The 12,482-nt window shown below is 66.4% G+C and carries 13 protein-coding genes and 1 tRNA gene; 4 read left to right on the top strand and 10 right to left on the bottom strand.

The genetic code is table 11. From position 1 onward, the window contains the following. Positions 1-3 precede the first annotated feature (3 nt). A tRNA-Pro gene (locus tag TSO5_RS20870) sits at positions 4-80 on the bottom strand. A 132-nt stretch (positions 81-212) separates the two neighbouring features. After that, positions 213-1,229 (bottom strand): polyprenyl synthetase family protein, encoded by a 1,017-nt coding sequence (locus TSO5_RS20865; protein WP_109153361.1) that lies wholly within the window; start codon positions 1,227-1,229, stop codon positions 213-215. A 117-nt stretch (positions 1,230-1,346) separates the two neighbouring features. On the opposite strand from TSO5_RS20865, the gene TSO5_RS20860 reads away from it, so the two are divergent. The 3 genes from TSO5_RS20860 to TSO5_RS20850 are packed head-to-tail and all read left to right on the top strand — an operon-like array spanning position 1,347 to position 3,260. Then, entirely contained in the window at positions 1,347-1,553 is a 207-nt protein-coding gene (locus tag TSO5_RS20860; protein ID WP_109153360.1) for a DUF2007 domain-containing protein, read from the top strand. After that, positions 1,550-2,320 carry a methyltransferase gene (locus TSO5_RS20855; RefSeq protein ID WP_109153359.1) on the top strand — a complete coding sequence of 257 codons (771 nt, stop codon included), beginning with the start codon at positions 1,550-1,552 and terminating at the stop codon, positions 2,318-2,320. The genes TSO5_RS20860 and TSO5_RS20855 overlap by 4 nt, the downstream gene beginning before the upstream one ends. A 49-nt stretch (positions 2,321-2,369) precedes the next feature. After that, entirely contained in the window at positions 2,370-3,260 is an 891-nt protein-coding gene (locus tag TSO5_RS20850; protein WP_109153358.1) for a S49 family peptidase, read from the top strand. A 13-nt stretch (positions 3,261-3,273) separates the two neighbouring features. Here the strand turns inward: TSO5_RS20850 and oxlT are convergent, their stop codons facing one another. Next, complete coding sequence (gene oxlT / locus TSO5_RS20845; RefSeq protein WP_109153357.1) at positions 3,274-4,569, bottom strand: oxalate/formate MFS antiporter; 1,296 nt, start codon at positions 4,567-4,569, stop codon at positions 3,274-3,276. A 373-nt stretch (positions 4,570-4,942) separates the two neighbouring features. On the opposite strand from oxlT, the gene TSO5_RS20840 reads away from it, so the two are divergent. Then, on the top strand, positions 4,943-5,158 hold the full coding sequence (locus TSO5_RS20840; protein WP_109153356.1) for a hypothetical protein: 216 nt from the start codon (positions 4,943-4,945) through the stop codon (positions 5,156-5,158). Between the two features lie 18 nt (positions 5,159-5,176). Here the strand turns inward: TSO5_RS20840 and TSO5_RS20835 are convergent, their stop codons facing one another. From TSO5_RS20835 to TSO5_RS20805, 7 genes are all read right to left on the bottom strand, one after another. Continuing rightward, entirely contained in the window at positions 5,177-5,584 is a 408-nt protein-coding gene (locus TSO5_RS20835; RefSeq protein ID WP_109153355.1) for a hypothetical protein, read from the bottom strand. A gap of 181 nt (positions 5,585-5,765) precedes the next feature. Then, entirely contained in the window at positions 5,766-6,254 is a 489-nt protein-coding gene (locus TSO5_RS20830) for a YajQ family cyclic di-GMP-binding protein (RefSeq protein WP_109153354.1), read from the bottom strand. Between the two features lie 134 nt (positions 6,255-6,388). Further along, on the bottom strand, positions 6,389-7,357 hold the full coding sequence (locus TSO5_RS20825) for a peptide ABC transporter ATP-binding protein (protein ID WP_109153364.1): 969 nt from the start codon (positions 7,355-7,357) through the stop codon (positions 6,389-6,391). A gap of 56 nt (positions 7,358-7,413) precedes the next feature. Continuing rightward, positions 7,414-8,403 carry an ABC transporter ATP-binding protein gene (locus tag TSO5_RS20820; protein ID WP_109153353.1) on the bottom strand — a complete coding sequence of 330 codons (990 nt, stop codon included), beginning with the start codon at positions 8,401-8,403 and terminating at the stop codon, positions 7,414-7,416. Positions 8,404-8,407: 4 nt separating this feature from the next. Next, entirely contained in the window at positions 8,408-9,331 is a 924-nt protein-coding gene (locus TSO5_RS20815; protein ID WP_199230965.1) for an ABC transporter permease subunit, read from the bottom strand. A gap of 9 nt (positions 9,332-9,340) precedes the next feature. After that, the gene (locus TSO5_RS20810) at positions 9,341-10,351 is read right to left on the bottom strand and encodes an ABC transporter permease subunit (RefSeq protein WP_109153352.1); all 1,011 of its coding nucleotides are present in this window, start codon (positions 10,349-10,351) and stop codon (positions 9,341-9,343) included. A 237-nt stretch (positions 10,352-10,588) separates the two neighbouring features. Then, positions 10,589-12,187 carry an ABC transporter substrate-binding protein gene (locus TSO5_RS20805; protein ID WP_109153351.1) on the bottom strand — a complete coding sequence of 533 codons (1,599 nt, stop codon included), beginning with the start codon at positions 12,185-12,187 and terminating at the stop codon, positions 10,589-10,591. Positions 12,188-12,482 lie beyond the last annotated feature (295 nt).

Genomic DNA, 12,482 nt, shown 5'->3' with positions numbered 1-12,482 from the left:
TTGTGGTCGGAGAGAGAGGATTCGAACCTCCGGCCCCTGCCTCCCGAAAGCAGTGCTCTACCAGGCTGAGCTACTCTCCGATCATGGCACCGGCGGGCGGTGTCGTCCGCCGGTGGAGGGGGTGTATAAACGCTCGTGCTCCGGCGCGCAACGCAAAAAATGCGTCATCGCCCAAAAAGATCCGCCCCCCTCCCGGCCCGGCGGAAAAGCCGTCAGAAATCGCGATCGATCACGAAATCAATGACTTCCAGCAGGGCCTGCTTGATCGGCCCGTCGGCGAACAGGCCAAGGCTGTCGCGGGCGATGGAGCCGTAATGGCGCGCCCGTTCCACCGTGTCCTTCAGGGCGTTGTGGCGGGCCATCAGCGCCTGGGCACGCTCCAGGTCGCCGTCCTTCTGGTCCAGCTCCTCCATCACCCGGCGCCAGAAGGCGCGTTCCTCGTCGTTGCCGCGGCGGAAGGCCAGCACGACCGGCAGGGTGATCTTGCCCTCGCGGAAATCGTCGCCGACCGTCTTGCCCAGCTTCGCCTGCAGGGCCGAGTAATCCAGAACGTCGTCGACCAGCTGGAAGGCGATGCCGAGATTCATGCCGTAATCGTAGAGCGCCAACTCTTCCGCCTGCGGGCGGTTGGCGACGACGGCGCCGACGCGGCAGGCGGCGGCGAACAGCTCGGCCGTCTTGCCCTTGATGACCTCGAGATAGGCCTGCTCGCTGGTCTCGGTGTCGTTGGTGGTGCGCAGCTGCAGCACCTCGCCCTCGGCGATGATGGCCGAGGCGCCGGACAGGATGCGCAGCACGTCGAGCGACTGCACCTCCACCATCATCTCGAAAGCGCGGGAGAACAGGAAATCGCCGACCAGCACGCTGGCCTTGTTGCCGAACACCGCGTTGGCCGAGGCCATGCCGCGGCGCAGGTCGCTTTCATCGACCACGTCGTCGTGCAGCAGGGTGGCGCTGTGGATGAACTCCACCACCGCGGCCAGCAGCCGGTGATGCTCCCCCTGATAGCCGCACATGTTGGCGGCGGCGAGCGTCAGCACCGGGCGCAGGCGCTTGCCGCCGGCCGCGATCAGATAGCCCGCCAGCTGCGGAATCATCTCGACCTGCGACTGCATGCGGTCGAGGATGATCTGGTTGACGGCGCTGAGGTCCTCGGCCACCAAAGCGGTCAGGTCGTCGAGCGGGGTAGACTTGCGCCGTTTCGGCTCGAAGTTGGTCACGACCGCCAAGGTCGACTCCACGGGTGATTGACGCCAGAATTTGCGCTAGGGAGCATAACGGCCTAGCCTGTTCGGTCAAGTCCGCAGGGGACCGTTCTTTCGAGACGCCCGTTCTTCCGAGACGCCATGACCGAACTGCTGCGCACCACCGACCCCGTCCGCCTGTCCTGGCTGGTCGCCCTGCTGGCCGATGCGGGCATCGAGGCCATCGTGCTGGACAGCTACACCAGCATCCTGGAAGGCTCCATCGGCGCCATTCCCCGGCGGCTGATGGTCGGCACGGAGGACGCCGCACAGGCCGTCCGCATCCTGAGCGAGGCCGGCGAAGCGTGAGCGGCTATATCGTTCCACTTCCAGAACGAAGCCTGGAAACGCCCGTAGATTTCCTGCTGAACGGCCGGGTGAAGCTGCACCAGCCGGACGGCGGCTATCGCGCCGCCATCGATCCGGTCTTCCTCGCCGCCGTCACCGCCGCCGCCGCCGGCGAGCGGGTGCTGGATGTCGGAACCGGCACCGGGGCTGCGGCACTGTGCCTCGCCGTCCGGGTGCCGGGCGTGGCGGTGGTCGGGCTGGAACAGCGGGCCGACGCCTGCGACTTCGCCCGCCGCAATGCCGCGCTCAGCGACGTCGCGGAGCGGGTGACGGTGGTCCAGGGCGACCTGATGGCCCCACCCGAGGCTCTCGGGACCTTCGGATTCGATCGTGTAATGATGAATCCGCCCTACCTGAAGGCCGGTGCCGCCAGTGTCCCGCCCGACGACTGGAAGGCCGCGGCGAATGTGGAAGGTGCGGCAGGGCTGGGCGACTGGGTGCGCTTCGCCGACCGCATGCTGAAGCCGCGCGGCACGCTGACGATTGTCCACCGCGCCGACCGGATCGACGACATCCTGCACGCGCTGCGCGGCCGGTTCGGCAGCCTCGTCCTGGTGCCGCTGTGGCCCAAGCCGGGGGTGGAGGCCAAGCGGCTGCTGCTGGTCGCCCGCAAGGGCGGCAAGGCGCCCGCCCGGCTGACCGCCGGCCTGACCGTGCACAACGCAGAAGGCGGCTACAGCCCGGCGGCGGAGCGGGTGCTACGCGACGCCGAACCGCTCACGATTTAGCGGGAACGGAGCCTTTCAATCGGGAGACTTCAATCCCATCTCTGCCGGCATGAGCCTGCATTCCCTCCTCGCCAAACTCCCCTTCGGCCCCTGGCGCAAGGCCGGGCCGCTGGTGTCCGTCGTCCGCCTGTCCGGCGTCATCGGCCAGGCCGGACCCTTCCGCTCCGGCCTGTCGCTGGACGGCGTCGCCCCGCTGCTGGAACGCGCCTTCGCGCCGAAGAACCAGAAGGCGGTGGCGCTGATCATCAACTCACCCGGCGGGTCGCCGGTGCAGTCGGCGCTGATCGCCAAGCGAATCCGCGATCTGGCGGAGGAGAAGAAGGTGCCGGTCTTCGCCTTTTGCGAGGATGCGGCGGCGTCGGGCGGTTATTGGCTGGCCTGTGCGGCCGACGAAATCTGGGCGGACGAAAGCTCCATCGTCGGCTCGATCGGAGTGGTGTCGTCGGGCTTCGGCCTGCATGCGCTGATCGAGCGCCACGGCATCGAGCGCCGGCTCTACACCGCCGGCGACAAGAAGGTGCTGCTCGATCCCTTCTCGCCCGAGCGCGAGGACGGCGTCGCCCATCTGAAGGCGCTGCAGGCCGACGTGCACGAGGCGTTCAAGGCGATGGTGCGCACGCGGCGCGGCGCGCGGCTGACCGGATCGGAGGAGGAACTGTTCTCCGGCGCCTTCTGGGCCGGGCGCAAGGCGCTGGCTCTCGGGCTGGTCGACGGGCTGGGCGACCTGCGCTCGGTGATGCGCGGCCGATTCGGCGAGAAGGTGCGGCTGCGCGTGGTGCAGCAGGAGCGCGGGATGCTGCGGCGGCTGGGGCTGCGGACCGGAAACGGCAGCGCCCCGGCACTGGAGGCCGGGGCGCATGAGGCCTTCGCCGATGCCCTGGTGGCGGCCGCCCGCAAGTCGTTGGACGATTGGGCGGCCTGGGCGAAGCTGGGCCTTTGACGGATGCCTGCCGTCAGCGTTCCGCCGTGACGGCGGCCGGCTGCAATCCGTAATCGTCGGCCTGGATGAAGCTGGCGCGCAGCGGCTTCAGGACGAACATCGCCAGGATCGCCGCCACCAGATTGAAGCTGGCGGCGATGTAGAACACGGCCTGCCAGCCGAAATGGCCGGCGATGATGCTGCTGAGCGGGACCAGCAGCGCCGCCGTGCCCTTGGCGGTGTAGAGCATGCCGGCGTTGGTCGTCGCGAACTTCGAGCCGAAAGTGTCGCCGGCGGTGGCCGGGAACAGGCTGTAGATCTCGCCGAACACGCAGAAGAACATCGCGGTGAAGATCACGAAGGCCACCGGGTTGCGGCCCAGCTGCGTCACCAGGACGATGGCGATGGCGGCGGTGCCGAAGGCGATGAACATGGTGTTCTCGCGGCCGATGCGGTCGGATACCCAGCCGAAGAAGGGACGCCCGGCGCCGTCCAGCACGCGGTCCAGCGAAATCGCCAGCGTCAGGGCGGGCAGGATGAAGCCGAACATGTTGATCGGCGAATCGGCGACATGGAAGTCATGGGCGATCGGCGCGATCTGGGCCGCGGCCATCAGGCCGCCGGACGCCACCATCACGAACATCACATAGAGCAGCCAGAAGACCGGCGTGCGGATGACGCGGGCCGGCTGATGGTCGATCTTGGTCTGGGCCGGGCCGGTCTTGCGCGCCGCCGCGTTCGACTTCGGCGCCTTGCGCAGGAAGAAGGACAGCACGAAGATCACCACGCCCTGCCCGATGCCGAAGACCAGGAAGGCATGCTCGTAGCCCTGGTTGGCGATCATGTTGGCAATCGGAATGACCGTGGCGCCGGCACCGGCGCCGAAGCCGGCGGCGGTGATGCCGGCGGCCAGCCCGCGCTGCTGCGGGAACCACTTCAGCGCATTGCCGACGCAGGTGCCATAGACGCAGCCGGCGCCGATGCCGGAGACCACCGCCGCGGTGTAGAGCATCGGCAGCGAGGAGGCCTGGCTGTCGATCACCCAGGAGCCGCCGACCAGCAGGCTGCCGACCAGCACCACCGCCTGCGGGCCGTAACGGTCGACGAACCAGCCTTCGACCGGGACCAGCCAGGTTTCGGTGAAGACGAAGATGGAAAAGGCGATCTGGATGGCTGCACGTCCCCAGCCATGCTTGGCGTCGATGGGATCGACGAACAGCGTCCAGCCATATTGCAGGTTGGCGATCATCGCCATGCACAGCAGGCCGACGCTGAGCTGGAACCATTTGTTTGTCAGAAGACCGCGGTCTTCGGTCGTCTCTGTGGTCATGCCCCAAAGTCCCGTTGAGCGTGGGAGCGCAGGATTTCCGGAGTGCGGCGGTCCATCCGTATCGCACCGCATCATGCGCCGTTCGGAGATGACAGTGCGCCTCAACAATCCGTATTCCAAATACCGGATACCGAATGCGTTATTCTTTCCCACATCGTGGAATGCGTTGAAACGGCTCGCTTTTTCGCGATTGCTGGCATGCGCGTATTGCTTGCCTCACGAACAAAACTGTCTAGGTCGAGCCATGCGGCGCACACATATTTGAAATACGGTATCTGGTATACATAATATCTTGTTGCGGCGCAGGGCCGGGCGCATGATCCGCTCATGGTCGACGGCGCCGGCGGACGGTGCCGCAGCAAGGGGAAATCACATGATGTCGAGCATTCTGAGCCGCCTGTTCGCCGGTCCCGCCGCCCTGGTGCCCGCCGGCATCGCTCCCGCCGGCTTCACTTTTGGCGAGGCGCTGCCGCACATCGCGATGTCGGACCTGTTCGCCGGCTTCCGCACCCGTCGCGGCGGCGGCAAGCGCAAGCCGGAATCGGCGGACGTCCCGCAGTCCTGGGCCGAATTCGGTCGGGGGTTCTGAGCGGAATATTCAGGAAGGCTACGCCGCGGAGTTCTGCGTCATCAGGGTGGTCAGCCAGCGGAAGTTCGTTCCGTCGCCGGCCTGGATGGCGCTTTCCACCACCTGCATCGCGGTCGCCGGGTCCTGCGGGTCTGGCACCGCCGCGGCAGGGTCCATGGCGGAATCGCCCTGCCCAGTTTCCTGGGCAAACAGGGTAACGGCGCCGACGCCGAGACGAACGGAAGGCTGGGCGTTCGGCACCACTCCGGTGCCGTCGGCGCCGGAGGTTCCACCCTCCCCCACCCCGTTCAGGGTTTCCAGCATCGCCGCGAACTGGCCGGCCAGCGCACCCGCCTGCCGGGACGCGGACGCCCCTTTGCGCTCCAGGACGTCTTCCGCCCGGATCCGCATGGCTTGCGTGGCCTCGCTGTTGGCCATCATCGACATGGGACGATTCCCTGCGGTTAGTGGCGAACCGCAGGGACACACGCAAAAATCACGCCATCAACACAACTGGCGGATCGCAAGGGCCCCACCCGCCCCTGCGACGATTTGACCGGCAAAAATTACCCAGCCGCCCGGCAGAAGTTTCCCAGCGGCCGGCAAGCCTTGCCGGTCCGGAGGGCGGTCAATCGCGAAAATTCTGGTACTGCAGCGGCTGCTCGATGCCCAGCCGCTTGACCAGGGCGATGGCGTCCTGCAGGTCGTCGCGCTTCTTGCCCGTCACCCGCAGTTCGTCGCCCTGGATCGAGACCTGGACCTTCATCTTGCTGTCCTTGATCCCTTTGACGATGGTCTTCGCCAGATCCTGCGCGATTCCCTGCTTGATCGTCACGGTGTGGCGCAGCGCATCGCCCGCGGCGCGCTGCGGCTGGGCGGTGAAGTCGAGCGCCGCGGCGTCGAGCTTGCGCCGGGTCACGTAGACGCGCAGCAGTTCCTGCATCTGCGCCAGCTTCGGCGCGTCGTCGGCCAGCAGGACGATCTCGTTCTCGGTCCGCTCGACGGTGCATTTCGAGCCCTTGAAGTCGAACCGGGTTTCGATCTCGCGGCGGACACCGGCGAGAGCATTGTCGATCTCGTGGACGTCCGTCTCGGACACGATGTCGAACGACGGCATGGCGGCACTCTCCCTGATAGGACGGCTGAGGAACGAATCGGGCCCACCGTAAAGAAGACGGCCGCCGCACTCAACAGCCGCCTTCCGAACAGTCGCCCTTCAAACAGCCGCCCTTCAAACAGCTGAGGGGCCGCTCAGTTCATCTCTTCGGCGTAATGGCAGGCCACCAGCCGTTCGTCGACCGGGCGGAGCGGCGGAACCTCCGCGGCGCAGCGGTCGGTGGCGAAGGGGCAGCGCTTGTGGAACGCACAGCCCGGCGGCGGGTTCAGCGGCGAGGGCAGTTCGCCCTTCGGCACCACCCGGTCCATGCGCAGGTCCGGGTTCACCCGCGGCGTCGCCGCCAGCAGGATGCGGGTGTAGGGGTGGCGCGGCCGGGTGAAGACCACGTCCTTGGCGCCATGCTCCACCGGCTTGCCCAGATACATCACCATCAGCGAATCGGCGATGTGGCGCACGACGCTGAGATCATGGGAGATGAACAGGTAGGCGAGGTTCAGCTCCTCCTGCAGATCCATCATCAGGTTCAGCACCTGCGCCTGGATCGACACGTCGAGCGCCGACACCGGCTCGTCCGCCACCACGACACGCGGGTTCAGCATCAGGGCGCGGGCGATGGCGATGCGCTGGCGCTGGCCGCCGGAGAACATATGCGGGTAGCGGTCGACCTGATCGGGACGCAGGCCCACCTTCCCCATCATGGCCACCGCGCGGTCGCGCCGCTCGTGCTTGTCCATGTCGGTGTTGATGACCAGCGGCTCGGTCAGGATGGAGCCGACCGTCTTGCGCGGGTTCAGCGAGCCGTAGGGGTTCTGGAAGACCATCTGCACCGTGCGGCGCAGTTCCTTCATCTCCGCCGCGTTGCGGCCGACGACCTCGCGGCCGTCATAGAGCAGCTCGCCCGAACTCGGCGGCTCGATCATGGTGACGGAGCGGGCCAGCGTCGACTTGCCGCAGCCCGACTCGCCGACCACCGCCAGCGTCTTGCCGGCCTGCAGGCGGAAGGACACGCCGTCCAGCGCCTTCACCGTGGCCATCGGCTTGAAGGCGCCGCGCTTGACGGCATAGTGCTTGCGCAGATCGCGCGCCTCCAGCACGACCGACATGTCGGCCACGGCCTCGAAGATATGGGGGTCGTTGTGGGGTTCGGTCTCGATGCTCATCACAGCGCCTCCCCGGCGGCGAGATGGCCGTCCGGCAGCGGGTAGAAACAGCGCGCGCGCCCGTCGTCCACATCGAACAGGGCCGGGCGCTCGGCACGGCAGCGGGCGTCGGCGAAGCGGCAGCGCGGGCTGAACAGGCAGCCGGCCGGCCGGTCGGCGATGCCCGGCACCATGCCGGGAATCGTCGGCAGCCGGCGCTTGCCCAGCGCCCGCTCCGGCAGCGCGTCGAGCAGGGCGCCGGTGTAGGGATGGCGCGGCCGCTCGAACAGCGAGCCGACGGGCCGCGTCTCCGCCACCTGACCGGCATACATGACGACGACGCGCTGGGCCGTTTCCGCCACCACGCCCATGTCGTGGGTGATCAGGATCAGCGCCATGCCGCGTTCGCGCTGCAACTGGACCAGCAGGTCGAGGATCTGCTTCTGGATGGTGACGTCCAGCGCGGTCGTCGGCTCGTCCGCCACCAGCAGGCGCGGGTTGCAGGCGATGGCGATGGCGATCATCACGCGCTGGCTCATGCCGCCCGACAGCTGGTGCGGGAAGGCGGACAGGCGCGATTCCGGCGCGGGAATGCCGACCTGCTCCAGCAGGGCGATGGCGCGGTTGCGCAGCGCCTTGCCGGACAGACCCTCATGCACCCGCAGGGTCTCCATGATCTGGAAGCCGACGGTGAAGCAGGGGTTCAGGCTGGTCATCGGCTCCTGGAAGACCATGGCGACGTCCTTGCCGGTGATCTTCCGGCGCTGGGCGGCGGGCATGGTCAGCAGGTCGCGGCCGGCGAACGTCATCCGGTCGGCGACCACCCGGCCGTTGGAGCCGAGAAGCCCCATCACGGCCAACGAGGTCACGGACTTGCCGGAGCCGGATTCGCCGACGATGCCGACGACCTCGCCTTCGTCCACGGTCAGGTCGATGCCATCCACCGCGCGGAAGGTGCCGGCGCGGGTGGTGAACTCGACCGACAGGTTCTTGATGTCGAGAAGAGGCATGAGGTCAACGTTTCAGCTTGGGGTCGAGCGCGTCGCGAAGACCGTCGCCCAACAGATTGAAGGCCAGCACGGTCACCAGGATGGCGATGCCGGGCCAGGTCACGACCCAGGGCGCGCGCTGAAGGAACTGCAGCGAGGAGGCCAGCATGGTGCCCCATTCCGGCGTCGGCGGCTGGGCGCCGAGACCGAGGAAGCCGAGCGCGGCCGCGTCCAGGATGGCGGTGGAGAAGCCCAGTGTCGCCTGCACGATCAGCGGCGCCAGACAGTTCGGCAGAACCACGATCAGCATCAGGCGCATCGGCCCGGCCCCGGCGACGCGGGAGGCGACGACATAGTCCTTGTTCACCTCCGCCAGCACGGCGGCGCGGGTCAGGCGGGCATAATGCGGGATCACCACCACCGACACCGCCAGCATGGCGTTCACCAGCCCCGGCCCGAGGATGGCGGCCACCACGACGGCCAGCAGCAGCGAGGGCAGAGCCAGCAGGATGTCCATGCCGCGCATGATCAGCACGTCGGCCATCCCGCCGAAGAAGCCGGCGATCAGCCCCAGCCCCAGCCCGACGGCCAGCGACAGGGTGACGACGATCAGGCCGATCATCATCGACAGCCGCGCGCCGTACATCAGGCGGGACAGCATGTCGCGGCCGATGTCGTCGGTGCCCAGGATGTAGGTCCAGGTGCCGCCATCCTGCCAGACCGGCGGGGTCAGGATCGCATCGCGGTACTGGATGTCGGGGTCGTGCGGGGCGATGACGCCGGCGAAGATGGCGATCAGCGCGATCAGCGTGATCACCACCAGACCGCCCAGCGCGCCCTTGTTCTGGCGGAAGTGATACCAGAACTCGGTCAGCGGATGCGGCGGGCGCGACACGGCGACCGGTTCGGGGGTAGCGGGTTCTGCGTTGGTCGAATATTCAGCGGACATGGATTGGCCTCACCGCGCGTGACGGATGCGGGGGTTGAGGACGCCGTAAAGCACGTCCACCAGCAGGTTGACCAGGATCACCGAGGTGGCGATCAGCAGGACACCGCCCTGCAGGGCCGGATAGTCGCGGCGGTTGATCGATTCGATCAGCCATTTGCCGACGCCCGGCCAGGAGAAGATGGTCTCGGTCAGGATGGCGCCGCCCAGCAGCGTGCCGACCTGCAGACCGATGACGGTCACCACCGGGATCAGCGCGTTGCGCAGCGCATGCATGCCGATGACCCGGCCGTCGTCCAGCCCCTTGGCGCGGGCGGTGCGGATGTAATCCTCGCCCAGCACCTCCAGCATGGCGGACCGCGTCATGCGCGCCACCACTGCCAGCGGTACGGTGCCCAGCACGATGGTCGGCAGCACCAGATGGCCCAGCGCGGAGCGGAACGCCTCGTAATCCCCGGCCATCAGCGTGTCGATCAGCATGAAGCCGGTCGTCGGCTCCACGTAATAGACCAGATCCAGGCGACCCGACACCGGGGTCCAGCCCAGCCCGACCGAGAAGAACAGGATCAGCAGCAGGCCCCACCAGAAGATCGGCATCGAATAGCCGGTCAGGCTGAGGCCCATCACGCCGTGGTCGAACAGCGATCCGCGCTTCACCGCCGCCAGGATGCCGGCGGGCAGCCCGACCAGCGTCGCGAACAGCATGGCGCACAGCGCCAGTTCCAGCGTCGCCGGGAACAGCGTCAGGAACTCGCTCAAGACCGAATTGTGGGTGACCAGCGACAGGCCGAAATCACCCGACAGCACGTTGCCGACATAGTCGAGGAACTGTTGCCAGAGCGATTGGTCGAGACCCAGTTCATGGCGGAGGGCGGCGAGCCGTTCGGGCGCGATGCCCCGTTCGCCGACGCGCACCTCGATGGGGTCGCCGGGAACCAGCCGGATCAGGATGAAGGTCAGAAAGGTGATGCCGAGAAAAGTCGGAATCACCAAGCTCACCCGCGTCAGGATGAAGCGAAGCATCGACGGGTACTCGTTTTTTAAAACTGCGGTGAAAACTGGAACGGAGCGCTGGCCCGGCAGGAAAACCGCTTGGCAACGCCCCGTTCCGTCAGGGGCACCTGCCCCCACTCCGGCCCTCCCCCGCTTGCGCAGGGTCGGGAATGTCACTCGATTCAGAGGGTTGGAGGCGTGGCAACCCATGCCTCCAACCCAAAACAGCAATCGCCGCACCCCCTTTTTGCAGGGGTGCGCCACGCATCACTTCAGATCGACGCCTTCGAAGCGATGGACGCCGAACGGATCCATCTTGTAGCCGACGACGTTCTTGGCGAGACCCATGTAAACCACCGAATGGGCGATGGTGTACCAGGGGGCCTCTTCCTTGAAGATGACCTGCGCCTGCTCGTACAACTTGGTGCGGGCAGCGATGTCGTTGGTGCGCTTGGCCTGGACGACGAGGTCGTCGAACTCCTTGTTGCACCACTTCGACAGGTTGTTGCCGCCCGGACGCGCAGCCTCGCAACCCAGCAGGGTGTAGAGGAAGTTGTCGGGGTCGCCGTTGTCGCCGGTCCAGCCGAGCATGCCCATCTGGTGCTCGCCCTGCTGCATCCGCTTGCGGTACTCACCCCACTCGTACTGCACGATCTTCGCCTTGATGCCGACCTTGGCCAGATCGGCCTGCATCATCTCGGCGATGCGCTTGGCATTGGGGTTATACGGACGCTGCACCGGCATCGCCCACAGATCGGTCTCGAAACCGTTGGGGTAGCCGGCATCGGCCAGCAGCTTCTTCGCCCGCTCAACGTCGTACGGATAATCCTCGATCGCGTTGTTGTACGACCACATGGTCGGCGGGATCGGGTTCTTGGCCGGGACGCCGGCGGCCTGATAGACCGCGGCGACCATCGCCTTCTTGTCCATCGCCATGCTGACGGCGCGGCGGACGCGCACGTCGTCGAACGGCTTCTTCGTCACGTTGAAGGAAACGTAACCGACGTTCAGGCCTTCCTGCTCCTGAACGACGATCGAGTTGTCCTTCTTCATGCTGTCGATGTCGGCCGGGTTCGGGTACGGCATCACCTGGCATTCGCCGGCCTTCAGCTTGGCCAGCCGGACCGCCGCGTCGGGCGTGATCGCGAAGACGAGGTTGTCGAGCGGCTGCTTGCCGCCCCAATACTGCTCAAACGCCTTGTAGCGGATGACGGCGTCCTTCTGGTAGGCGACGAACTGGAAGGGACCGGTGCCGATGGGAACCTGATCCAGCTTCTCCGGCGTGCCCTTCTTCAGCAGCATCGCGGCGTATTCGGCCGACATGATCGGCGCGAACGGCATGGCGAGGTTGGCCAGGAACGGCGCCTCGACCGCGTTCAGCGTGAACTTGACCGTCAGGTCGTCAACCTTCTCGATCGACTTCAACAACTTCGGCATCGCCATGTCGTTGAAGTAGTCGTAGGCGCCGCCCGACACCTTGTGGAAGGGATTGTCGGCCTTCCACTGGCGCTCGAACGAGAAGATCACGTCGTCGGCGTTGGCGTCGCGCGTCGGCTTGAAATCGTTGTTGCTGTGCCACTTGGCGCCGGCGCGCAGCTTGAAGGTGTAGACCAGACCATCGTCGGAGATGGTCCAGGACTCGGCGAGGCCGGGAACGACCTTGGTGCCGCCATGCTCGAACTGGACGAGGTTGTTGTAGACCGGGAGAGCAACGTCGAAACTGGTGCCGGTCGTGTTCAACATGGGGTTGAAGTTTTCGGGGCTACCCTCGGAGCAATAAACAAGGGTCTTCGCCGCCTGGGCCGGCGCCGACAGCGCCAGCGCCGCGGCCATACCAAGCCCGGCACCCAGCAGGATGCGCTTCATTCGTCTTGCCTCCCGATTCCGGTTGGAGCGTACGGAAATTTGCCAGAACGCTTTTGGAAATAGCGTCGCCATTTGGCGCGTGGCAAAGGCGCCTGTCAACGCCAACATGCATACGTGGCTATACCGTGGCGCAGAGCATATTTTTGGGCACCAATACGTCCGTATGGACACATTTTCGCCCTCAAAAACGAAACAGTTGCAAAGTCAACCATCCGGTTGACCGAATCGATAGTTCCCTTCCCCTGCGAATCAGGTTATCCGGGTGGACCATTCCGGCAATGCCCGCAGCCGACGG

The organism is Azospirillum sp. TSO5 (assembly GCF_003116065.1).
Classification (GTDB): domain Bacteria; phylum Pseudomonadota; class Alphaproteobacteria; order Azospirillales; family Azospirillaceae; genus Azospirillum.
The sequence above is the reverse complement of the archived record's forward strand: the minus strand, read 5'-3'. Positions and strand labels throughout refer to the sequence as shown.